This window comes from Aurantiacibacter aquimixticola (assembly GCF_003605475.1).
GTDB lineage: Bacteria > Pseudomonadota > Alphaproteobacteria > Sphingomonadales > Sphingomonadaceae > Alteraurantiacibacter > Alteraurantiacibacter aquimixticola_B.
On the sequence record NZ_RAHX01000001.1, the window covers coordinates 361508 to 382477 of the forward strand.

At 63.6% G+C, this 20970-nt stretch carries 24 protein-coding genes; 15 read left to right on the forward strand and 9 right to left on the reverse strand.

The genetic code is table 11. From position 1 onward, the window contains the following. Positions 1–302: 302 nt before the first annotated feature. Together D6201_RS01855 and D6201_RS01860 are read left to right on the forward strand one after the other, a co-directional pair. Complete coding sequence (locus D6201_RS01855) at positions 303–629, forward strand: hypothetical protein (protein WP_133303919.1); 327 nt, start codon at positions 303–305, stop codon at positions 627–629. Between the two features lie 40 nt (positions 630–669). Beyond that, positions 670–1338, forward strand: a complete 669-nt coding sequence (locus D6201_RS01860; protein ID WP_277949472.1) for an MBL fold metallo-hydrolase — start codon at positions 670–672, stop codon at positions 1336–1338. Between the two features lie 6 nt (positions 1339–1344). Here D6201_RS01860 and D6201_RS01865 read toward each other — a convergent pair whose 3' ends face one another. Next, positions 1345–1740 (reverse strand): MAPEG family protein, encoded by a 396-nt coding sequence (locus D6201_RS01865; RefSeq protein ID WP_120049138.1) that lies wholly within the window; start codon positions 1738–1740, stop codon positions 1345–1347. 195 nt (positions 1741–1935) lie between these two features. On the opposite strand from D6201_RS01865, the gene rpmF reads away from it, so the two are divergent. From rpmF to D6201_RS01890, 5 genes are all read left to right on the forward strand, one after another. Further along, positions 1936–2118: a 50S ribosomal protein L32 gene (rpmF, locus tag D6201_RS01870; protein WP_082126465.1), complete on the forward strand. Its 183-nt coding sequence runs from the start codon at positions 1936–1938 to the stop codon at positions 2116–2118. A gap of 27 nt (positions 2119–2145) precedes the next feature. After that, positions 2146–3243, forward strand: a complete 1098-nt coding sequence (gene plsX / locus D6201_RS01875; protein WP_120047158.1) for a phosphate acyltransferase PlsX — start codon at positions 2146–2148, stop codon at positions 3241–3243. Next, on the forward strand, positions 3240–4205 hold the full coding sequence (locus tag D6201_RS01880) for a beta-ketoacyl-ACP synthase III (protein ID WP_120047159.1): 966 nt from the start codon (positions 3240–3242) through the stop codon (positions 4203–4205). Before plsX ends, D6201_RS01880 begins: the two co-directional genes overlap by 4 nt. A gap of 100 nt (positions 4206–4305) precedes the next feature. Further along, complete coding sequence (locus tag D6201_RS01885) at positions 4306–4608, forward strand: integration host factor subunit alpha (RefSeq protein WP_165853470.1); 303 nt, start codon at positions 4306–4308, stop codon at positions 4606–4608. Beyond that, positions 4605–5006 carry a MerR family transcriptional regulator gene (locus tag D6201_RS01890; protein WP_120047160.1) on the forward strand — a complete coding sequence of 134 codons (402 nt, stop codon included), beginning with the start codon at positions 4605–4607 and terminating at the stop codon, positions 5004–5006. Before D6201_RS01885 ends, D6201_RS01890 begins: the two co-directional genes overlap by 4 nt. Before the next feature lie 7 nt (positions 5007–5013). Here the strand turns inward: D6201_RS01890 and D6201_RS01895 are convergent, their stop codons facing one another. Further along, complete coding sequence (locus D6201_RS01895; protein WP_120047161.1) at positions 5014–5877, reverse strand: alpha/beta hydrolase; 864 nt, start codon at positions 5875–5877, stop codon at positions 5014–5016. Between the two features lie 61 nt (positions 5878–5938). Here D6201_RS01895 and D6201_RS01900 point away from each other — a divergent pair, with 61 nt between their 5' ends. Beyond that, on the forward strand, positions 5939–6517 hold the full coding sequence (locus tag D6201_RS01900) for a TetR/AcrR family transcriptional regulator (protein WP_120047162.1): 579 nt from the start codon (positions 5939–5941) through the stop codon (positions 6515–6517). Here the strand turns inward: D6201_RS01900 and D6201_RS01905 are convergent. Continuing rightward, complete coding sequence (locus D6201_RS01905) at positions 6514–7041, reverse strand: SixA phosphatase family protein (protein WP_120047163.1); 528 nt, start codon at positions 7039–7041, stop codon at positions 6514–6516. The two genes, D6201_RS01900 and D6201_RS01905, sit on opposite strands and share 4 nt — an antisense overlap. Further along, positions 7038–9782 carry an ATP-dependent DNA helicase gene (locus tag D6201_RS01910; RefSeq protein WP_120047164.1) on the reverse strand — a complete coding sequence of 915 codons (2745 nt, stop codon included), beginning with the start codon at positions 9780–9782 and terminating at the stop codon, positions 7038–7040. Before D6201_RS01910 ends, D6201_RS01905 begins: the two co-directional genes overlap by 4 nt. A 181-nt stretch (positions 9783–9963) precedes the next feature. On the opposite strand from D6201_RS01910, the gene D6201_RS01915 reads away from it, so the two are divergent. Then, on the forward strand, positions 9964–10965 hold the full coding sequence (locus D6201_RS01915; protein WP_133303920.1) for a hypothetical protein: 1002 nt from the start codon (positions 9964–9966) through the stop codon (positions 10963–10965). On the opposite strand, the gene D6201_RS01920 is transcribed toward D6201_RS01915, so the two are convergent. Next, positions 10962–11858: a mechanosensitive ion channel family protein gene (locus tag D6201_RS01920; protein ID WP_120047166.1), complete on the reverse strand. Its 897-nt coding sequence runs from the start codon at positions 11856–11858 to the stop codon at positions 10962–10964. The two genes, D6201_RS01915 and D6201_RS01920, sit on opposite strands and share 4 nt — an antisense overlap. A gap of 119 nt (positions 11859–11977) precedes the next feature. Between D6201_RS01920 and D6201_RS01925 the strand changes: the two genes are divergently transcribed. Continuing rightward, positions 11978–13603 carry a lysine--tRNA ligase gene (locus D6201_RS01925; RefSeq protein WP_120047167.1) on the forward strand — a complete coding sequence of 542 codons (1626 nt, stop codon included), beginning with the start codon at positions 11978–11980 and terminating at the stop codon, positions 13601–13603. Here the strand turns inward: D6201_RS01925 and D6201_RS01930 are convergent, their stop codons facing one another. Beyond that, a complete protein-coding gene (locus D6201_RS01930) occupies positions 13604–14287 on the reverse strand; it encodes a prolyl hydroxylase family protein (protein ID WP_120047168.1) in 684 nt (227 codons plus the stop codon). 133 nt (positions 14288–14420) lie between these two features. After that, positions 14421–15425, reverse strand: coding sequence for an RcnB family protein (locus D6201_RS01935; protein ID WP_120047169.1), 1005 nt, complete (start codon positions 15423–15425; stop codon positions 14421–14423). A 191-nt stretch (positions 15426–15616) separates the two neighbouring features. Between D6201_RS01935 and D6201_RS01940 the strand changes: the two genes are divergently transcribed. The 3 genes from D6201_RS01940 (at position 15617) to D6201_RS01950 (ending at position 17020) form a co-directional block, all read left to right on the forward strand. Further along, the gene (locus D6201_RS01940; RefSeq protein ID WP_120047170.1) at positions 15617–16192 is read left to right on the forward strand and encodes a pyridoxamine 5'-phosphate oxidase family protein; all 576 of its coding nucleotides are present in this window, start codon (positions 15617–15619) and stop codon (positions 16190–16192) included. 244 nt (positions 16193–16436) lie between these two features. Further along, positions 16437–16718 (forward strand): type II toxin-antitoxin system RelE/ParE family toxin, encoded by a 282-nt coding sequence (locus D6201_RS01945; protein ID WP_120047171.1) that lies wholly within the window; start codon positions 16437–16439, stop codon positions 16716–16718. Beyond that, positions 16718–17020, forward strand: a complete 303-nt coding sequence (locus D6201_RS01950) for a HigA family addiction module antitoxin (protein WP_193725682.1) — start codon at positions 16718–16720, stop codon at positions 17018–17020. Before D6201_RS01945 ends, D6201_RS01950 begins: the two co-directional genes overlap by 1 nt. Before the next feature lie 300 nt (positions 17021–17320). Here D6201_RS01950 and ettA read toward each other — a convergent pair whose 3' ends face one another. Continuing rightward, positions 17321–18994, reverse strand: a complete 1674-nt coding sequence (ettA, locus tag D6201_RS01960) for an energy-dependent translational throttle protein EttA (RefSeq protein ID WP_120047173.1) — start codon at positions 18992–18994, stop codon at positions 17321–17323. 118 nt (positions 18995–19112) lie between these two features. On the opposite strand from ettA, the gene D6201_RS01965 reads away from it, so the two are divergent. Both D6201_RS01965 and D6201_RS01970 read left to right on the forward strand, forming a co-directional pair. Next, a complete protein-coding gene (locus tag D6201_RS01965; RefSeq protein WP_120047174.1) occupies positions 19113–19634 on the forward strand; it encodes a DUF421 domain-containing protein in 522 nt (173 codons plus the stop codon). 14 nt (positions 19635–19648) lie between these two features. After that, positions 19649–20563, forward strand: coding sequence for an NAD(P)/FAD-dependent oxidoreductase (locus D6201_RS01970; RefSeq protein ID WP_120047175.1), 915 nt, complete (start codon positions 19649–19651; stop codon positions 20561–20563). A gap of 105 nt (positions 20564–20668) precedes the next feature. Here D6201_RS01970 and D6201_RS13005 read toward each other — a convergent pair whose 3' ends face one another. Then, entirely contained in the window at positions 20669–20968 is a 300-nt protein-coding gene (locus tag D6201_RS13005; RefSeq protein ID WP_193725683.1) for a hypothetical protein, read from the reverse strand. Between the last annotated feature and the right edge of the window lie 2 nt (positions 20969–20970).

The window sequence follows — 20970 nt, forward strand, 5'->3', positions numbered from 1 at the left end:
CGATCCAAACTAGACGTCTGGTTTTGGGTGAATGGAATCATAGCGAACGCGTCGGTAACTGGGGTCGAAAGCAGCCGTTCCATAGATTGGATCATTAGCACTGCAACGCGAGAACGTTTCTGCTGCCGGTGGGTTCTACCATTATGCAGCCAGTGACCATCCATCGCGTCTTTTGCATTGTTGCGGCTTTGATGCTGCCGCTCGCGGCGGTGTCTGCTCATGCCCAAGATGCTTCGACATCCAGACCTGCGCCGACTGCTCCCGCTTCTCACGCCGCCGAGTACGCCGATTTCGTCCGCGCATTGCAGGACGCGTTCGAAGCGAACGACCGCGAGGCGGTGGTGGACATGGTGCGTCTGCCGCTTCGGGTGAACGGGCCGAACGGTTCCTACATCGTGCAGCGCCGCGCTTATCTTGAACGGCATTTCGACCAGATCTTCGACACGCCGACGCGCGCCGCGATCATGGCGCAGGACCCCGACGACATTTTCGAACGCGATACGGGCGGCATGATCGGGGACGGACAGGTGTGGTTCAACCATCGCTGCGTCGCCGTCGACTGCGCGCAAATGGGCGCGGTGGCGATCTATGTGGTGAACCACATTGCCGAGAGCGAAGAGGCCGAGTAGGCGCTTGCAAGCGCGGCGCTTCGCCGCCACCTAGCGATCCATGACGCAGCAAAGCCCGATCCGTGCCGCCATCGTTCCCGTCACGCCCTTTCAGCAAAATTGCTCGCTGGTCTGGTGCACCAAGACCATGCGCGGGGCGCTGGTCGATCCCGGCGGAGAGCTGGACAAGCTGAAGGATGCGGTCGCCAAGGCTGGTGTGACGCTGGAGAAAATTTTGCTCACCCACGGCCATGCCGATCACTGCGGGCAGGCGGGTATGCTGGCGAAGGAGCTGGGCCTGCCGATCGAGGGGCCGCATGAAGCCGACCGCTTCTGGATTTCCCGGCTGGACGAGGACGGGCCGCGCTTCGGCATGCAATGCGAGGTTTTCGAGCCGACCCGCTGGCTGCAGGATGGCGACGCGGTGAGCTTCGGCGAGGTGACGCTCGATGTCATCCACTGCCCCGGCCACACGCCCGGCCACGTTGTTTTCGTCAGCAAGGAAGCGAATTTTGCATTCGTCGGCGACGTGCTGTTCCAAGGGAGTATCGGCCGCACCGATTTCCCGATGAGCGATCACCAGTCGCTGCTCGACGCGATCACCAAGAAGCTCTGGCCGCTCGGCGACGATATCGCCTTTGTGCCCGGCCACGGCCCGACCAGCACCTTCGGCCGCGAACGGCAGAGCAACCCCTTCGTCGGCGATGCCGCGATGGCGGCTGGCGACTAGCGGGCGCTATGCGACGCCGAGGGCCACCAGCACGGCCCAGCCGATCAGGATAGCGTAGCAGATCCAGGTCGTTAGCGTGCCAATCATCCGCAGCTTGTTCGGCTTGTCCGCTTCCATCCCGAAGGCATGCAGGACACGCCCGCCAAGAAAGGCGAGGGCGATGGCGGCGAGTGCCCAGCCGTGATGGTGGCCTAGATCGATCACGAGGATCAGCAGCAGGCCGATCGGCGTGTATTCGATGAAATTGGCATGGGCGCGCATCCGCTTGGCGAGCGCCGCATTACCGCCATCGCCATGCAGCACCTTGTCGCTGATGCGCACCTTGCTGCATCTGATGGCGAGCCACAGGTTGAGGCTTGCGGCCAGCGCGATGCTCAGCAGCGAAATATGCAGGTCTGCCATTGTCGGTGTTCCTTCCCGTCCGAAGCCGGGTGCGTAAGCGCGGTCCACCACGCTTGCAAGCGCGTGAGAAATCGGTATAGCGCGCGCCTTCGCCGCATCCTTTGGCTTCGGTACAGCGCGCTTGCGCGCCATTCCGGCTTGGCCTAGGGCGGCACCCGAACAGATTTTGAACGATTTCAAGGAACAGGTGCCGCAATGGCTGTCCCTAAGAGAAAAGTATCGCCGCATCGCCGGGGCAATCGCCGGTCGCATGATTCGCTGAAGGTCGAAGCCTTCCACGAATGCTCCAACTGCGGCGAGCTGAAGCGTCCCCATATGCTTTGCAATGCCTGTGGCCATTATAATGGCCGCCAGGTGATCGAGCCCAAGGGTCTTTAAGCCCCTTCGCCAGGAAGGATTGAGCGCATGAGCCTCCCGCGTATCGCAGTCGACGCGATGGGCGGGGATGAAGGCGTGCGCGTAATGGTCGATGGCGCGTCCATGGCGCGCCGCCGGCATGACAAATTCAAATTCCTGCTGGTGGGTGACGAAGCGCGGATCAAGGCCGCGCTCGAAGATCATCCCGCCATGCGCTCGGCCAGCGAAATCCTGCACGCCGATGAAGTGGTGGAGGGCGATGAAAAGCCCAGCCGCGCCATCCGCCGCGCCAAGACCACCAGCATGGGTCTCGCCATCAATGCGGTGAAGGAAGGCGAATGCGGCGCGGCCGTCAGCGCGGGCAATACCGGCGCGCTGATGGCGATGGGCAAGATTGCGCTGCGCACCATGCCCGGCCTCGATCGGCCCGCACTCGCCGGGATCATGCCCACGCTCGGGGAGCAGGACGTGGTCATGCTCGACCTGGGCGCAAACACCGAATGCGACGCCCGCAATCTCGTACAGTTCGCCATCATGGGCGCGGCCTATGCGCGCATCGTCACCGGCACCGCCACGCCGCGTGTGCGATTGCTCAATATCGGCACCGAAAGCATCAAAGGCACGGACGATCTGCGCGATGCCAGCCAGCGACTGACCGACGCGACCGGCCTCGCCATGCAATTCGACGGCTTCATCGAGGCCGACAAGATTAATCGCGGCGAGGTGGACGTCGTGGTGACGGACGGGTTCTCCGGAAATATCGCGCTAAAAGCCATCGAAGGCTCGGCCCGCTTCGTGACGGACCTGCTGCGCGATGCCTTCACGAGCTCGCTGCGTTCCAAAATCGGTTTCCTGGTCAGCCGCCCGGCGACCGAGTTGCTGAAGCATCATCTCGATCCGAACAATCACAATGGCGGGGTCTTCCTCGGCCTCAACGGCGTGCTTGTGAAATCGCATGGAAGCGCCAATGCCAAGGGTGTGGCGAACGCGGTGGATGTGTGCGCGCGCCTGCTCGAAAACGACATCACCCAGCGCATCGCCGCCGACCTTGCCGAACTCGGCGAGGACACGCTGCGGCATGGTGCGAATGGGGGCGCTAACGGCAATGGCTCTGCTGCATCGAGCGAGGCCGAGGCAGCAAAATGATCCGCTCCGTCGTGACCGGATGCGGCTCCGCACTGCCGGCAAAATGCGTCAGCAATGCTGAGCTGGCGGAGCGTGTCGACACCAGCGACGACTGGATTCGTGAGCGAACCGGTATCACCCAGCGCTACATTGCGAGTGACGACGAGACCACGGGATCGCTCGCCACCGCCGCCGCGAAGGCAGCGCTGGACGATGCCGGCTGCGCCATCGGCGATATCGACCTGATCGTCCTTGCCACCGCGACGCCGGACCAGACCTTTCCCGCCACCGCCACCACCGTGCAGCACGCTCTGGGCGGACGCGGCTTTCCGGCATTCGACGTTCAGGCCGTGTGTTCGGGCTTCCTCTACGCGCTGGGCACGGCGGACGCGATGCTGCGCAGCGGCATGGCGAAGCGCGCCATCGTGATCGGAGCGGAGACGTTCAGCCGTATCCTTGACTGGGAAGATCGCACCACCTGCGTCTTGTTCGGAGACGGCGCGGGCGCATTCGTCGTGGAAGCACGGGACGTCTCCGAAGGCGGCGCAGGCATCCTTGCCACGAAATTGCATGCCGATGGCGAATACGCGCCACTGCTGCATGTCGATGGCGGTCCATCCACCACCGGCGAAGTAGGGAAGCTGCGGATGAAGGGGCGCGAGGTCTTTCGCCACGCCGTCGTCAATCTGGCGGACGTGCTGGGCGAAGTGCTCGACAATGCGGGCTTCGCGCCGGGCGATATCGACTGGATCGTGCCGCACCAGGCCAATGCCCGGATCCTCGATGCCACCGCACGCAAGCTGGGCCTGTCGATGGACAAGGTGATCGTCACTGTCGATCGCCACGCCAATACATCAGCGGCTTCCGTACCGCTCGCCTACGATGTCGCGCGCAAGGATGGCCGCATCAAACCGGGCGATCTGGTCATGCTGGAAGCGATGGGCGGAGGCTTCACCTGGGGCGCCAGCCTGCTCCGCGTCTAAATTGTCCATAAGAATCAAGGCGCGCTGCCTTGCATATTAACAAATTTAGGTTCACTACTTCGAGTCGGGTCGGTCGAATTTTGGAGTAGTGCGCGTGGACATGATGCGATCCGTCGGAACCTTGACCAGGGCCGACCTTGCCGAAACGATCAATCACAAGATGGGCTTTTCGCGTTCGGAAAGCCTCGACCTGGTCGAGGATATCCTCGCCAAGATGTGCGACGCCATGACCGATGGCGAAAATGTGAAGATTTCCGGCTTCGGCAGTTTCGTCCTTCGGGACAAAAAGGAACGTGTCGGCCGCAATCCCAAGACCGGCATCGAAGTGCCGATCACACCGCGGCGCGTCATGACGTTCCGCGCCAGCCAGAAATTGAAAGACAGGATCGCAAGCGCCGGATGACGGGTGCAGGGCCGCTTTTCGACGATGGCAAGGCCGATGGCGCGATGCGTACTATCGGCGAAGTGTCCTCCGCACTTGGGATAAAGCCGCATGTCCTGCGATACTGGGAACAGCAATTCCCGATGCTGGAGCCTCTGAAACGAAGCGGCGGCCGGCGACTGTATCGCGCCGAAGACGTGGCGCTGGTCGAAACGATCAATCGCCTGGTGAACCAGGAAGGCTACACGCTGAAGGGCGCGAAGAAGGCGATCCAGTCCGCCGGTGCGTCCGGCACGACCGTTCAGCTGGCCGACAGCGCCGCATCGGTTTCGCCGACCCCCGCAGCGCGCGTGGCTTCCGATACGGTGGAGCAATTGCGCGCGATACGCGACAGGCTGTCCGCCGCGCTAGAGGCTTGAGCAAAAGCTAAGGCTGCACGGCTTCCATCAAAACAGAAAGGCTCGGCTGCGCGTGAAGAATGCGCCGATGGCCGAGACCGTCCAGGGCACGCAGGTCCACTCGCTCGCCCAATGCAGCGAATTTCTCAGCCGCGTCGAAGGCGACTTCGCGATCATCCCTGGAATGCAGCACGGTCAGCGGGTTCGGCAGGTCCGACAGCATCAGGCTCGCATCCATCGCGTCCAGATCGACGCCGAAAGGCTCGACCAGCATCTCTTCGAAGATCGCCTGCGCATCTCGCGTCAGGCCGATATATCGGGCGAAGCCCTCGGTAACGTCGCCCAGCCTGTTGGGTGACGCTATGAAGATCAGGCCGGTTTCGTCGGTCAGCCCGGCGCTGGCTTCGCTCGTCAGGGCTAGGGTGGTGACAGGTCCACCGAAACTGTGCGCGATGACATGGTCGATCGGCCCGAAATGGTCGGCAACGGCGATGAGGGCGAGCACACAATCCATCAATTCCGCGCGCCGACCACTCGATTTGCCATGCGCAGGCATATCGTAGGCGACGACATTGTAGCCCATGGCACGCAGCCGAGTGATGGGCGCGGTCATGAAAGCGGCGGCGCTCGTCCAGCCATGCACCATCAGGATCGTGCCGATACGCGGCGCGGTGGCGGCGAACCGATACGTCGCGATGCGATAGCCGGCGACGGTCAGATCCGCGCGCTCGCCTTCCGCCAGCTTGCGCTGCGCCAGCATGGCGAGCCGCTTTTCCGACTTCGTGCCGATGGCCGGGGGCAGGGGATGGGTGAAAAGGAAGTGCGCCGCCTGCGCTGCGACGCGGGGGCTCGCCGAATCAAGCTGGGTGAGGAGATTGGTCAGCACTGCCATTGCTCGTTTCTGATAACAGCGTTATCATTGCCTCGCAACATGGCTTGCGACAAGGAGCGGCATGGAAAATCGCGACAGATTGATCGACGTGGCCGCCGAGGCGATCGAGGACGTGTCGCTCGAAGGGCTGACCGTGCGCGAAGTGGCGCGGCGGGCGAAGCAGTCCACCATCGGGATCTACCGACATTTCAAGGGCAAACCGGGCCTGCTCGATGCGCTGTTCGTGCGCGGTTTCGAACGGTTGGGCGCCGCCGCCAGTGCCGCCGGGGCGAGCGGACGCACCGCGCGTGAGGCCGTGCTGGAAGCGGTGGACGAATATCTCGCGCTCGCCCGGTCCCAGCCGCAGCATTACCGCTTGATGTTTGCCGCGCAGAATGCCGGGTTCGAGCCGACCGATACGGCACGAGGTATCGCGCTCGCCAATTACGATCGCTTCGTCGAGCTGGTCGAGCGCCTACCGGGTGCCGCAGGCGAGGGGCGACGGATCGCGACCGATCTCTTCGCGCTCGTCCACGGCCATGTCGCGCTGCGCGCGCAACGCTTCGGCCCGACAATGGACCCAAGCGAGTGGACCGGCCGGATCAAGCGCAGTGTGGAACGGCAGTTGGACCTGCTATCCGCACCTGCAACCAGCGACTAGTCCTCAGGCCCAAGCGCGGGATCGAGATCGCGCGGCCGGGCGAAATGGACGAGCGAACCGCAGCCGGGCGCAAGATCGTCCCAGCTGTCGATGTCGAGTTCGAACACGGCAAATGCCGCGGTCGGATATTTCTGCATGACTTCGCCGAACAGGTCGTTCTCCCGTTCCGCCGGAACGAGTTCGAGCGCAAGCTCCTGCAGGCCGGGATTGTGGCCCACCAGCAGAACAGCTTCCGGATGGCCGTCGACCGCGCGCAGCAGGGTCATCAATGTCGAGGCATCGGCGAGATAGGCGCGCTCGTCGAAGCGGATGTCGAGATCGAGTTCGCTTGCTTCCAGCGTGCGCTTCACCCGTTGTGCGGGGCTGGCGAGGGCGACGTCGAACTTCGCCCCGTATTCGCGCACATGCTTCCCCATCAGCGCCGCGCCCTTGCGCCCGCGATCGTTCAGCCCGCGATCGTAATCGCGCAGGGACATGTCGTCCCAGTCGGACTTGGCGTGGCGCAGCAGGCCGAGGCGTTTCAAAAGGGCAGATCCTCTTCGATGATGGACGGCGTTTCGGGGGCGTTTTCAGAAACACCGCCGGAGAGGCGTTGTAAAGCCTCGTCCAGCGTCAGCCTGATGACAGGAACGCCATCGGGAAAGGCGGTCAGCAGGCGGCTGGGGAAGGCGGGGGAAAGCACGACGAAATGTCCGCGATCCTCCCGGCTGCGGATCAGTCGTCCGAAGGCCTGCGCCAGTCGCCCGCGAATGATGCTGTCGTCATGGGCACTGCCACCCCCGGCGGCGCGGCGGGCGCGGTGCAGGATGCTGGGCTTGGGCCACGGCACCTGCTCCATCACGACGCAGCGCAAGGATTCGCCCGGCACATCCACCCCGTCGCGCAAGGCATCGGTGCCAAGCAGGCTGGAAAGCGGATCGTCGCGAAAAATGTCGACCAGCGTGCCGGTGTCGATGGGATCGACATGCTGGGCGTAGAGCGGCAATCCGGCGCGCGCGAGCCTGTCAGCGATGCGGCCATGCACGGCGCGCAGGCGGCGGATGGCGGTGAATAGCCCGAGCACACCGCCGCCCGAGGCCTCGACGATGCGGGCGTATGCTCCGGCAAGGCCTGCCAGGTCGCCTTTCTTCACATCGGTAACGATCAGCACTTCGGCATTGCTGGCATAATCGAACGGGCTTTCCGCTTCGGCTGTGCGCGGCTGCACTTCGATATGCGGCGCGCCGGATCGGGCGATGGCCTTGCCCCAGTCGCGCCCGCCCTCGATCCGGTCCGTAAGCGTGGCGCTTGTCAGCATGACTCCATGCGCGCCTTCGAGCACGGTGTTGGCGAACGGCTTCATCGGGTCGAGGAAGTGGCGGTAGAGGCCGATGTCGAATTCGCGCGCGTCGTTTCGGTCGACCGCCAGCCAATCCACGAATTCCGGATCCTGCGCGCCGCCGAGCCGTCCCAGCAGGGCTTCCCATGCTGCCAGCGTGTCGATCCGCCAGCTGAGCGAAAAGCGCGCGCCTTCGATGCGAGCGCGGCCTTGGCCGTCCAGCCAGTCGGGCGCGTCCTCCAGCATCGCTTCCAGCCGGACGCCGAGCTTGATGAGCGGGATGCGAATGGCGGAAAGCGCTTGGGCGGCGGCCTGCGCGCGGTCGATGAAATCACCTTCCAGCCCGGCGGCCTCGGTCTCTATGCCATAGCCCGCATCCATCGCGCCGCTTTCGTCGCGGGCGTAGGTGAGAGCGCGCACGGCGGCGAGCAGCGTCTCGATTTCTCCGCTGGGCGCATTTTCCGCAAGGCGGCCGAGCCAGCCATCCGACGGCAGCGATTCGGCGGCGGTACGGGCGGCCTCGATCGCTTCGCCGCCTGCATCGTCGTAGCTGGCGACATCGGCAAGTCGCGCGGCGAGGCCGCGGCGACGGCCTTTCGAGCCGCGTTCCGGGCCGACGATCCAGCGCCGAAGTTCGATCGTTTCCTGCCCGGTCAGCGCGGCGGAGAAGGTGCTGTCGGCAGCGTCGAAAACGTGATGGCCTTCGTCGAATACGATGCGGGTCGGCTTTTGCGCATGGTCCCGCCCGCGCGCGGCATTGACCATCACCAGCGCGTGATTGGCGATGACGAGATCGGCCTGCGCGGATGCTCTTGCCGCGCGTTCGATGAAGCATTTTCGGTAATGCGGGCAACCTGCATATATGCACTCGCCGCGCTGGTCCGTCAGGCTGCGGATGGCGCGCTGGCGGAACAGCGTGCCGAGCCAGCCGGGCAAGTCGCCGCCGATCATGTCGCCATCGCGCGAGAACGCCGCCCAGCGCGCCACCAGCTGCGCGAGCACCGCCGCGCGCCCGCCGAAGCCGCCTTGCAGTGCGTCCTCCAGATTGAGCAGGCAGAGGTAGTTCTCGCGCCCTTTGCGCACCACCACAGGCTGCGAGCCATCCATGCGCCGTTCCGGCCACGCCCGACGCGCTTCGGCGCGCAGCTGCCGCTGCAGGTTCTTGGTATAGGTGCTGACCCAGACCGTACCCTTGGACCGTTCCGCCCAGAGCGAAGCGGGGGCGAGATAGCCCAGAGTCTTGCCGATGCCGGTGCCAGCCTCGGCCAGCAGCACATTTGGTCTATCACGCTTTTGCCGGGGCTGGAAAATACCGCCGACCGCGCCGGCGTAATCGCGTTGGCCTTCACGGCGTTCGGCATCGCTGCCGGTCAGCTGCTCCAGCTGGCCACGAATTTCGCTTTCGCCGAGCGTGACTTGCGCTGGCTGCGGCCTCTCGGCGCTCTCTTCCCATTCCGGCAGGCGAGAGAAGAGCCATTTTTCCGCCCGCTGCGGCTTGGCCACATGCGGGGAAAGCACTTGCGCCCATGGCCAGCGCAGGCGTTGCAGCGATTGCAGCACGCTCCACGCGCCTTCGCGCTCGGCCCAGTCATCCGCCTCACACCGCGCCAGCAGCACGCCCGCCGCCGCCTGAAGGAAAGCGGGCACGTCGGCCCCGTCCGCCGGCTCGTCGAGATCGAGTGCGTGCGCCAATCCCTTCGGCGTCGGTACGCAAAAGCGCGCAGGGTGGATGAAAGCGAACAATTCCAGCAGGTCGAGGCCGGACAGATCGGGGTAGCCGAGCCGCGTTGCCACCAGTGGCGCGTTCAACAACAGGTGCGGCGTGTCGGCGGCTGCCATCACCGCCTCGCCCTTGGCCACCCCGCGCGTTTCGCCATTGGCGGCGCTAATCCAGCTGCCGGAATGGCTGGCATGAATGGCAGGAAGAGGGAGGGGCTGCGCGGCCATTTAGCCCCACTATCGCGGACCGGAACGAAAAGTAAACGCCGAGAGAGAGCCGAGCCGAGGATATCGCTGCCAACCTCGCTTTGCCGCGCTTTCGGAGCAGATTGTCGCCGCTATGCCACAGGCAGTGCGAGAGTGCGCGCAGGATGAACAATCGTTCAGGCAAGCGGCGCGGCGATCGTCTATGGCAGCGGCCGTGATGACGGGATCGCAGAGAATAGCCCTTTTGCTCGGCGCGCTTGCCTTGCCGCAGGCCGTGGCCGCGCAGGACGCGCAGCCGCAGCCGAATGCGCAACCCACGCCTGTCGACCGCGTGCAGACAATCCCGAACGATTTCCAGCTGCCGCCGGGACCGAATTCTACGCCGACGCCCACGCCAAGCGCCGCGCCGCGCAATGCGCCGGTGGTGCAGGATTTGCCCGTGCGAGCCGAGCCGACGCCGCGTCCGACTGCCAGCGCGACGCCTACGCCGCAGCGTTCGGCGCCAGCGCCGCAAAGTGCCCCATCAACTCCGCAAGCGACTGCGCAGTCCGCACCAGCCGAAATCGCACCCTCGGAGCAGCCGGTCGAGCCCACCTCGCAGCCGGACGTCGGCGCATCGTCCTTCGATCTTCCCCTTCCGGAAGCAGAGCAAACCGCGCCCGCGCCGAAAATTTCCGAGCCAGCAAGCGAGGGCATTGGCCTAGGCTGGTTGTGGTTGGCGTTCGCGCTGCTGTTCCCGGCGGCGATGATCGGTCTGTTCGTAGTGTGGTGGAGAGGACGCGGCACGGCGCAGGATTTGATGGTCGACAGGATCGAGCCTTACCGACCCGCCGAACGCTATGCGGAACCCAAGCCCGTGGAAGAGGCCGCGCCCGAGCCCGAACCCGCTCCGGAACCTGTGGCGACACCCGCTCGGACACCGTCCGTCCCCGATCCGGCATTCGCAAAGACGGAAGCTTCCGGGCCGAAGTCTCCGCAGCCGACGCGCATGATCGACCCGTCTTCGCTGGTGCAGATAAGGCCCAATGCACGCGCGGCCGAAGCCAGCGATCGCGCCGCCGCCGCGGCCGGGCTGGTCAGCACCAATCCCGCCGCCAAGCGCCGCGCGCAGGAGGAAGCTCGCATGCGCGCCGAGCAGGAAAAGGCGGCGCGCGAAAAGCGTCGTCCGCCGGTTGCGAACGGACGCATCTCCTTCGATTTCTAGACGTTGGAGGCGCTGTCCTCTGTGCTGAAGCGATCGACGCTTTTTTGCTCGACACGCAGAGCTTCGGGGAAGAGCGTCGTCTGGATCGGGAAGGGGATGCCGACGCCTGCCGCATCCAGTTCTTTCTTGATCGCGAAGATCACCTGGCTCTTCGTTTCACGAAGATCGCGCGGGCGGCTTTCGGACCAGAAGCGAACGAGGAAATTAATCGAGCTGCCGCCGAATTCCTCGGCAAAGATATCGACCGGCTTGTCTTTCTTGATGATATCGAGACCGTCCATCGCCTTCTGGATGGCATCCTTCGCCTCCGGTAGGTCGGCATCGTAGGAAACGCCGACGACGACCTCGGTGCGGCGAATGTCCTCGTCCGTGAAGATCTTGACCGGGTTCTTGAACAGCATCGAGTTGGGCAGGACGGTCAGCTCGTTGGAGAGCTGGCGGATATAGGTCTCGCGCAGCGTGATCCGCTCCACCTTGCCGGTGATACCCTCCACCTCGATCACATCGCCGATCTGCATCTTTTCCCGCAGCATGACGAGCACACCCGCGAGGAAATTCTCGAACGTGTCCTGGAAGGCGAAACCGATGGCGAGCGCGCCGATGCCGAGGCCGGCGATCATGCCCGCCGGCGTAAATCCGGGAATCGCCACCGCGGCCGCGATCATCAGGCCGAAAATCCAAACCAGCACCTTCACCAGCGTGGCAACCAGCTGGCGCAGGTCTTCGCGCATATTCGCCTTTTCGGTCGCGCTGTTGGCGATCTTGACGGCGATCTTCACCACCACCGAGGTGACGATGATGATGAGCAGCGCAATGGCGAGGTTCGGGAGCAGCTTGATGAAGCCTTCCCACATGCCCATTGCCTGTTCGCGGATTGTGCTGAGATAGTCCATTTCCGACCCCTGAATTCTTTTGGTTACCGCACCAACAGAGCAGAAACGCTGCGGTTCCGGCAAAGTCGGCCTTCTCTTCGCTCTTGCAACATGGCGCGCCTTACGCGAATGCGGGCGCCATGTTCAGCGACGATCTCATTGCAGCCGCCCGCACATCCAAGGCCTGGCCGTTTCAGGAGGCGCAGCGACTGTTCAAGCGTTATCCGGATGGCAAGCCCGGCGGTGAACCCGTGCTGTTCGAAACCGGATACGGCCCCAGTGGCCTGCCGCATATCGGCACGTTCCAGGAAGTGCTGCGCACGACGCTGGTGCGCAAAGCCTACGAGATCGTGGCGAGCAGTGATGGCTCTCCCGCACCCACCCGGCTGGTCGCCTTCAGCGACGACATGGATGGCTTGCGCAAGGTGCCCGACAACATGCCGAACAAGGCGCTGCTGGAGGAGAACCTCCATAAGCCGCTGAGCCGCATTCCAGATCCATTCGAGAAGTATGAAAGCTTCGCCGCGCACAACAATGCGATGCTGCGCGAATTTCTCGACCGCTTTGGCTTCGAATACGAGTTCGTGGCTGCCAGCGATCGCTACAATTCGGGCGGGTTCGACGATGCGCTGCGGCAGGTGCTGCGCTGCAACCAGCAGATCCTCGACATCATGCTGCCGACCTTGCGCGAGGAACGCCGCCAGACCTACTCGCCCATCCTGCCGATCAGTCCGACCACCGGGCATGTGCTACAAGTGCCGGTCGAGGTGATCGATGCCGAAGCAGGCACGATCCGCTTCACGGATAGCGATGGCAGCGTGGTCGAACAGTCCGCTCTGGGCGGCCGGTCCAAGCTGCAATGGAAGGTCGACTGGGCGATGCGCTGGTACGCGCTCGGCGTCGACTACGAGATGTACGGCAAGGACCTGACCGATAGCGGCGTGCAATCCGGGCGGATCGTGAAGGTGCTCGGCGGGCGCAAGCCGGAAGGGCTGATCTACGAAATGTTTCTCGACGAGAACGGCGAGAAGATCTCCAAGTCGAAAGGCAATGGCCTGACGATCGAGGAATGGCTGACCTATGGCAGCGAGGAGAGCCTCGGCTTTTACATCTTCCCCAATCCGAAGAGCGCCAAGCAGCTGCATGTCGGCGTGATCCCGCGCGCGGTCGACGATTACTGGCAGTTTCGCGAGCGCCTCGCCGAGCAGCCGGTCGACAAGCAGCTGGGCAATCCGGTGTGGAACCTGCTGCGCGTGAAGGACGCCGCGCCTTCGCAGCCGCCTGCCGGTGCGGGCGACGCGCTGCCGGTCACTTACGGCCTGCTGCTCAACCTTGTCGGCGTGCTGGGCGCGGAGGCGGACCGGGAGCAGGTCTGGTCCTATCTCGGCAATTATGTCGAGGATGCGAGGCCCGAAGCGCATCCCGATCTGGATGTGCTGGTCGGCAAGGCGCTGGCCTACAATCGCGACTTCATCGCGCCGACCTTGCAGAAACGCGCGCCGAGCGAGCAAGAGGCCGCAGCGCTGCGCGACCTCGATACGCGGCTGGCCGAAGTCGACCCGGCGACGGCGGCGGAGGATCTGCAGACCATCGTCTACGAGATCGGCAAGGTCGAGTCGCACGGCTTCGATAACCTGCGCGACTGGTTCCGCGCGCTTTACGAGACGCTGCTCGGCTCCGCCCAGGGGCCGCGCATGGGCAGTTTCATCGCGCTCTACGGCGTGGAAAACACCCGCAAGCTGATCGCCGAGGCGCTCGCCCGCTGATCAGCCCCAGCGTTTGGTGCGATACCACTTCGTGATGATATACTTGCTGCCCGCCTGCACCGGCCGGCCGGCATGCATCGTCTTGGGATTGCACAGCCCGTCCGGATAGGCGTTGTTCCACGCCAGCATCACGCCCGGCTTGGGCTCGATCGAGAGGCCGATATCGGTGAAATCCGTCGTGCCGCCCGCCTCCACCTCGTTCAGGAACACCATCGCGGTATAGCTGCGCTGCCCACCTGCGCCCATTTCCAGGTCCCAATAAGTGGTGCCGGGATGAAACCAGTCATTGTGCGGCTGGAATTCCTGCCCCGGCATGTAGCGCTGGCCCTGTATCGCCTCGCCGAAACTGGGATCGATATCGAGCAAATCGTCGATGCGGCGGCTGATCTTCTTCACGAAGGGATCGTGCGGATCGACATCGCCCGAATAGGATGTGCGATACCCGCTCGAATAGTCGAGATCGAAGACCCTGCTCGGCTGCGCGGTGGCATCGATCAGTTCCATCATCTTCGCGCATTCGGCAGCCGTCATGAAGTCGCCGATGGCGTACAGCTCGACCTCGTCGCTCGGCACCTTGTAAGCGTCGGGATTGGCGGCCAGCCTCTCGCGTACGCTGTCGCCCACGCGCTTCAGGCCGGACTGGTCGGCATTGTCGGGATAGTCGCTTTTCGTTTTGGTGGTCATCGTATGGACCGCTTATCGAGGCGCGCCCCGCGTAGGCAAGGGGCTTGTGCGCCAGGATACGACGAAACCCCCCGGCCACTAGGGCCGAGGGGCCATCACCGGCCACTCGCTCCGGCAATGATCGTTGATCGTCTTACCAGAAGAAGTCGTGGATCACGTCGACCACTTCGCCGGTATAGACATCCACCAGCACGACATCGTCGTAATAGCGAACCCAGCGATAGGGGCCGTAGACTTCCGGCAGCCTGTAGCGCCAAGGATCGTTGATCCAGTACCGGTTTCCGAAGAACAGATTGTCCAGGTAGAAACCGATGCTCAGGCGGCGATAGCGGTATCCGCGATACGGCGCGTAATAGCGTCCCAGGCTGTAGAGGCGACGGTTGTTATACCGGTGCCGGTTCCAGTTGTAGCGACGGTCGTTGCGCCAGTTGTGGCGGTTCCACCGGCGATAGTCCCGGCGCGCGTCGCGGTATCCATCACGATAGCTGCCATTGCGATCGCGATAGCGACGGTTCCGGTTGTCCCGGCGTGCGTCGCGATAGCCGTCGCGATACGAGCCGTTGCGGTCCCGATAGCGGCGCTGATCGCGATTGCGGCGGTCATAGCGACTATCGCGATTGCCGACATTGCGCCTTACGCTGCGCGCGGCATCGCGTGCACGCTGCTCACGGCTGGCTTCGCGCTGATCGCGGCGCTGGTCGCGAGCGCGATCCTGCCTGCGTTCGGCCCGGCGTTCCTGACGAGCGCGTTCCTGACTGCGGTCCGCCCGGCGTTCCTGCTGAGCACGTTCCTGGCGACGCTCGGTGCGGCGTTCCTGCTGTGCACCTTCCTGACGACGTTCCGTCCGGCGCTCCTGGCGAGCGCGCGGCCGTTCCACATCTTCGCGCGGGGCGCGGCGGCGCTCGGCGCGGTCTTGATTGCCGCGTCGTTCCTGACGCGCTTCACGATTGCCACGACGGCGTTCCTGGCGGGCCTCGCGATTGCCGCGGCGATCCCGGCGGGCCTGGCGATCCTGACGGTCCTGCTCCGATGCGCCTTCGACCGTCGCACTGGCTGCGACCGCCGGAGCGGCAGGCGCAAGCAGGGCAGCGGCCAGAGCGGCCACGGCACTGGACTTGAGTAGATTTGCGAGTTGCATTGCAACATCTCCTGTATGTTGACCAATGCCGCCCGAGTGCTGCGGCCCTGATGCTTTACGATGTCGCAACTTGTATCACCTCGGTCTGACCCGTAACTGAACCGCCTCGTCAGGCTATCGTTCATGTTCGAGTGCTCCAAGCTGAACGAGCTTTTCCTTGTCCTGTGCGCCGCGATGCGTAGGCAGGCGGTGTGACGCAGAGCCTTTCCGACATCCGCGCAGACATCGCCCGCCAGCTCGCGGAAGGTGCGGCCAGCCGCCGTTCCGCGTGCCATACGCCGGTCGTCGGCACGGCGGATGCGGACATGCGCGTTATGGTCTTGCGGGCCTTCGATCCCGATAGCTGGACGCTGCGTTTCCATACCGATGCGCGATCCCCGAAGGCGCAGCTGATCGGGGAGGGCGCGCCGGCCGGGGTGCTGTTCTATGATCGCGAGGCGAAGGTGCAGATGCGCTGCCGGGGCGAGGGGCGAATCGCCACGCAGGGCGAAACGGTCGATGCGGCATGGGCAGCGAGCACCAACTTCGCCCGCCGCTGCTATCTTGGAGCCGAGCCGGGCGCTATCTCCGATACGCCTACCTCCGGCCTGCCCGATTGGGCGGAGGGCGTGCAGCCAACGGAGGAGCAGGTCGCCCCGGCGCGCGAGCACTTCGCGCTGCTGCTGGTGACCTTGCGCGAGGTCGACTGGCTGTATCTCAGCAATGAGGGCCACCGCCGCGCGGTGCTGCAAGTGCCCGCTGGCGAGGCGCGCTGGGTGACGCCCTGACCCGCCGCTGTGTTGCGTGGCATGCAAGAGTGTTACAGGTGTTACAGTGTCCTGGAGGAGAAATTCCGGGCACTTGCGTGGCTGCGCAAAGCCGCGCTGGCGGCGGGTTTTCTGGCTCTCAGGAGGGGAGGTGACGGGCATGAGCCTGCCCTGCGGCAGCGGCCATCCTGTAGGAAAGCGTTATAGCGTTAACTCGTCACGCCTCACTTGACACATACATTGTCCATGCCTCACATGACAGAAGATGCAAATCGAAAGCATCAGGCACAAGGTGCTGCGGCGCTTTGTCGAGAGCGGAAAGCCGAAAGGTGTGATCGAGCCTCAGCGCATTTCCGATATGCTCGACCTGCTCCGTTTTTCGGGGAGCTTCGATGAACTCGCACTGCCGCCCAATTACGGTTTCCACGCGCTGACCGGCGATCGGAAAGGCGCTTACGCCATGACGGTCACGCGGAACTGGCGGCTGACATTTACCAAGGTCGACGAGCGGACTGTCGCCGACCTCGATCTTGAGGATTATCATTAATGGGTATCGAACTGCACCCCTCGCTCATTTCGCATCCCGGCCCGTGGATGCTGCGGACCTTTTTGGAGCCGTACAATATTTCGGTGACAGAGATGGCGAAGCACATTGGCGTGAGCCGCCAGAACATGAGTGCCTTGCTCAATGGCCGCTCCGCAATGAGCGCGCGCATGGCGCTGAGTTTCGAGAAGGCATTCGGCGTCAAGGCGGATACGCTGCTGCGAATGCAGGTCGCTTATGACCTGGCGCAGCTGAAACTGAAGGGTGAGGAGCCGGATGTGAAGCGGTTGGAGTGTGTAGGGTAGCTACAGGCGATGTTTTGGACCTTTATTCCCGCCAATTGATCTCCGGCTCCGAGCAGAGATCACGCCCATGTTTTAGTTCCAGTTCGTCGCAAATGAAGTCTGCGCCGGCTTCGAAATCTCTTTCAAGGTATTGCGGATGGCCGGGTCGAAAGGACTCAGGATACATCGCAGCCATCGTCTCGTTGCTGATGACGCGTCCGTCACTTTCGGCCTCTCTCGCCTCGTTTTGCAAGTCGCTACAAGCAGGGAGAAGCGCTAGGCTAGCTAGCAACAGATTCCGCAAGCGCATCAGCAATATCCTTACCGAGTCAGCTTCTTATACTGCACCCGGCTCGGACGGTCCGCCGCGTCGCCCAGACGCCGCCGCTTGTCCTCTTCGTAAGCCTCGAAATTCCCCTCGAACCACTCAACATGGCTGTCGCCCTCGAACGCGAGGATGTGCGTGGCCAGACGGTCGAGGAAGAAGCGGTCGTGCGAGATGACCACGGCGCAGCCGGCGAAGTTCTCTATGGCGTCTTCAAGCGCGGAGAGCGTTTCCACGTCGAGGTCGTTGGTCGGTTCGTCCAGCAGCAGCACGTTGCCGCCTTCCTTCAGCATCTTGGCCATGTGTACGCGGTTGCGTTCGCCGCCCGAGAGCTTGCCGACATTCTTCTGCTGGTCCGGCCCCTTGAAGTTGAACGCGCCGACATAGGCGCGCGTGCTGGCGTCGTGGCCGTTGACCTTCATGTAATCGAGCCCGTCGGAGATTTCCTCCCAGACATTGTTCTTGGGGTCGAGGTGGTCGCGGCTCTGGTCGACATAGCCGAGGCGCACGGTGTCGCCCACTTCGACCTTGCCGCTATCGGGCTCTTCCTTGCCGGTCAGTATCTTGAACAGCGTGGACTTGCCCGCGCCGTTGGGTCCAATCACGCCGACGATGCCGCCCGGAGGCAGCATGAAGGACAGGTCTTCGAAGAGCAGCTTGTCGCCGTAAGCCTTGGTGATGCCCTTTGCCTCGATCACCTTGCCGCCGAGGCGTTCGGGCACCTGGATGACGATCTGCGCCTTGCCCGGCTTGCGATTGCCCATCTCGTCCTGCAGCTGGTCGAACTTGCGGATACGCGCCTTGCTCTTGGTCTGGCGCGCGGCGGGCGTCTGCCGCATCCATTCGAGCTCGCGCTGAAGGGCTTTCTGCTTACCGGATTCCTCGCGGCTTTCCTGCTCCAGGCGCTTGGCCTTCTTCTCGAGATAGGTCGAGTAATTGCCTTCATACGGATAATACGAACCGCGATCGAGTTCGAGGATCCAGCCGACCACATTGTCGAGGAAGTAGCGATCGTGGGTGATCATCAGCACGGCGCCCGCATATTCCTTGAGGTGGTTTTCAAGCCACTGGACTGACTCCGCATCGAGGTGGTTGGTCGGCTCGTCCAGCAGCAGGATATCGGGCTTCTGGATCAGCAGGCGGGTGAGCGCGACGCGGCGCTTCTCACCGCCGGAAAGGCTCTGGACGCCCATGTCCGATGGCGGGCAGCGCAGCGCTTCCATTGCGATTTCAAGCTGGTTGTCGAGAGTCCACCCGTCGACCGCGTCGATCTCCGCCTGCAATTCGGCCATGCGATCGCCCAGCTTCTCGTAATCGGCGTCCGGCTCCGCCATCTGCGCGGCGACGGCGTTGTATTCGTCCACCTTGTCCGCGACTTCGCGCGCGCCATCCTTTACGTTTTCGAGCACCGTCTTGCTCTCGTCGAGCTCCGGCTCCTGCTCCAGATAGCCGACGGTGATGTTCTCGCCCGCCCATGCTTCGCCGCTGATGTCGGTGTCGATGCCCGCCATGATCTTGATGAGTGTCGACTTGCCCGCGCCGTTGGGGCCGACGATGCCGATCTTCGCCCCGCGATAGAATTGCAGATTGATGTCGGAGAGCACCGGCTTCTGCGCACCGGGGAAGGTCTTCGTCATGTTCTTCATGACATAGGCGTATTGGGCGGCCATCGGGCTTGTCCTTCGGGTAATCGATTATGGATTGGAATTTCGGCTGCGCAGATAGGCGCTGGCGGCGCATCGGGCAAGGCGGTTGGAACGTAAGCGCGTCCGTGCAGGTTAAGCCAGCATGTTCATCGACAACGAAACGCTCGATCCGCTGGTGCGCGGCTTCCTTCTCGCCATGCTGGGCCTTGTTTGGGTGATTGTGCAGATCCGCATTGTCGGCCTGCGGTCCTTGTCGAAAATGACCAATTTCGATTTCGTCATGACCGTTGCCCTGGGTTCGCTCCTTGCCAGCGCGGCGCAGGTAAAGGATTGGGTCGAATTTGGACAGATATCCCTGGCAATGACCGGGCTGTTCGTGTTGCAGGTGATCGCCGGACGGCTGCGCAAGTCGTCCGATACGATCGAGAGTTTCATCCAGAATTCGCCTGTCATTCTGATGCGCAATGGGAAGATCAATCACAACGCCTTGCGGCAGACGCGCGTGGCCGAAGGCGATCTGTATGCCAAACTGCGCGAAGCCAATGTGCTCGACACCGAGAAGGTGCGCGCCGTCGTGCTGGAATCGACGGGTGACGTTTCCGTGCTGCATGGCGACGAGCTGGACGATATCCTTCTCGAAGGCGTCGACGTCGAAAAGCACTAGGCCGGGAATAGCTCATGAAGATTGCGATCATCGGTGCCGGTATGGCGGGCCTGAGCTGCGGCGCTCGATTGAAATCAGCGGGCCATGACGTCAAGCTGTTCGACAAGGGCCGCGGTCCGGGCGGCCGTATGGCGACGCGGCGCGCCGAGGTCGATGGCAAGATTCTGCACTTCGATCATGGCGCGCAATATCTCACAGTGAGCGACGATCGCTTCGGCGAGCAGGTTGCGCGCTGGGAAGCCGACGGCGTGGTTGCGAAGTGGCCCGCTGCAAAGGACGGAGCATGGGTCGGCACGCCGGGCATGAACGCCCCTATCAAGGCGATGGCGAGCGAACAGCATGTCCACTTCGCCACGCGGATCGAGACGATCACTGCGGACGGCGAAGGCTGGCGAGTGGGCGATGACAATTTCGATGCTGTGGTGGTGGCGACACCTGCCGAGCAGGTGCCCGCTTTGCTGGCGGATCACGCACCGGACTTCGCGGAGTTGGCCGAGCGGACCGTGTCCGACCCATGCTGGACGGTGATGGCTGCATTCGACGGTCAGCTCGATGCGCCCGACACTCTGCGACACGCCGGCTCCATCGGTTGGGCTGCGCGCAATTCCGCCAAGCCTCAGCGCGCCGGAAACGAGTGTTGGGTGATTCAGGGCTCGCCCGAATGGAGCCGCGAATATCTGGAGGAAGAGGCCGATGGCGTCGCGACGCTGTTGCTTGACGCGTTTCGGGAGCAGGTCGGCGGGGCGGTGCCGCTAGCGCGTCACGTCTCCGCCCATCGCTGGCGCTATTCCATGAGCGGCAATGCAGGCGAGGGTGCCCTGTGGAATTCCGCCAGCGGAATCGGCGTGTGCGGCGACTGGCTGCTCGGCCCGCGAGTGGAATGCGCTTTCCTGTCAGGCTGGGAACTGGCCGACATTATCGGCGGCTGAAGCGCCCGATCCGCAAGGGCTGCTATCCGGCGATCTCCACCACCCACGAAAAAACGGCCCGCCCCGAAGGGCGAGCCGCTAATCAATCTACAATCGCTTCGTGTCTTACGGCGAAGTCGGCAGATCTTCGTCTTCATTGTCTTCAAGGAAGAAGATCAGGCCACCCAGCGCAGCCGCGCCGAGAAGAACCGGAAGGAAGCCGAGGCCGCCGCCGGACTCAACGACCGGAGCAGCAACCGGAGCGGCTGCCGGAGCCGGCGCCGGGACAGGAGCCGGAGCAGCCGGCGGAACCGGAAGCACACAATCCTGAGCCTGCGGCGGGCAGGCAAACGCACTCATGGCGTTCAGCTGGAAAGAGAAGGCGGAGAGCGAGTTCGCCTGAGCGGCGACGGGCGTCGCTGCCATGG

What these genes read in the sequence shown, in the direction of transcription:
- D6201_RS01930 (WP_120047168.1), bottom strand. Translation starts at nt 14,287, where the DNA reads ATGACCACCAAAACGAAAAGCGACTATCCCGACAATGCCGACCAGTCC.
- D6201_RS01925 (WP_120047167.1), top strand. Translation starts at nt 11,978, where the DNA reads ATGTTCAGCGACGATCTCATTGCAGCCGCCCGCACATCCAAGGCCTGG.
- ettA (WP_120047173.1), bottom strand. Translation starts at nt 18,994, where the DNA reads ATGGCCGCCCAATACGCCTATGTCATGAAGAACATGACGAAGACCTTC.
- D6201_RS01895 (WP_120047161.1), bottom strand. Translation starts at nt 5,877, where the DNA reads ATGGCAGTGCTGACCAATCTCCTCACCCAGCTTGATTCGGCGAGCCCC.
- D6201_RS01920 (WP_120047166.1), bottom strand. Translation starts at nt 11,858, where the DNA reads ATGGACTATCTCAGCACAATCCGCGAACAGGCAATGGGCATGTGGGAA.
- D6201_RS01965 (WP_120047174.1), top strand. Translation starts at nt 19,113, where the DNA reads ATGTTCATCGACAACGAAACGCTCGATCCGCTGGTGCGCGGCTTCCTT.
- D6201_RS01950 (WP_193725682.1), top strand. Translation starts at nt 16,718, where the DNA reads ATGGGTATCGAACTGCACCCCTCGCTCATTTCGCATCCCGGCCCGTGG.
- rpmF (WP_082126465.1), top strand. Translation starts at nt 1,936, where the DNA reads ATGGCTGTCCCTAAGAGAAAAGTATCGCCGCATCGCCGGGGCAATCGC.
- D6201_RS01915 (WP_133303920.1), top strand. Translation starts at nt 9,964, where the DNA reads ATGGCAGCGGCCGTGATGACGGGATCGCAGAGAATAGCCCTTTTGCTC.
- D6201_RS01970 (WP_120047175.1), top strand. Translation starts at nt 19,649, where the DNA reads ATGAAGATTGCGATCATCGGTGCCGGTATGGCGGGCCTGAGCTGCGGC.
- D6201_RS01890 (WP_120047160.1), top strand. Translation starts at nt 4,605, where the DNA reads ATGACGGGTGCAGGGCCGCTTTTCGACGATGGCAAGGCCGATGGCGCG.
- D6201_RS01865 (WP_120049138.1), bottom strand. Translation starts at nt 1,740, where the DNA reads ATGGCAGACCTGCATATTTCGCTGCTGAGCATCGCGCTGGCCGCAAGC.
- D6201_RS01880 (WP_120047159.1), top strand. Translation starts at nt 3,240, where the DNA reads ATGATCCGCTCCGTCGTGACCGGATGCGGCTCCGCACTGCCGGCAAAA.
- D6201_RS01945 (WP_120047171.1), top strand. Translation starts at nt 16,437, where the DNA reads ATGCAAATCGAAAGCATCAGGCACAAGGTGCTGCGGCGCTTTGTCGAG.
- D6201_RS01900 (WP_120047162.1), top strand. Translation starts at nt 5,939, where the DNA reads ATGGAAAATCGCGACAGATTGATCGACGTGGCCGCCGAGGCGATCGAG.
- D6201_RS01910 (WP_120047164.1), bottom strand. Translation starts at nt 9,782, where the DNA reads ATGGCCGCGCAGCCCCTCCCTCTTCCTGCCATTCATGCCAGCCATTCC.
- D6201_RS01935 (WP_120047169.1), bottom strand. Translation starts at nt 15,425, where the DNA reads ATGCAACTCGCAAATCTACTCAAGTCCAGTGCCGTGGCCGCTCTGGCC.
- D6201_RS01885 (WP_165853470.1), top strand. Translation starts at nt 4,306, where the DNA reads ATGATGCGATCCGTCGGAACCTTGACCAGGGCCGACCTTGCCGAAACG.
- D6201_RS13005 (WP_193725683.1), bottom strand. Translation starts at nt 20,968, where the DNA reads ATGGCAGCGACGCCCGTCGCCGCTCAGGCGAACTCGCTCTCCGCCTTC.
- plsX (WP_120047158.1), top strand. Translation starts at nt 2,146, where the DNA reads ATGAGCCTCCCGCGTATCGCAGTCGACGCGATGGGCGGGGATGAAGGC.
- D6201_RS01860 (WP_277949472.1), top strand. Translation starts at nt 670, where the DNA reads ATGACGCAGCAAAGCCCGATCCGTGCCGCCATCGTTCCCGTCACGCCC.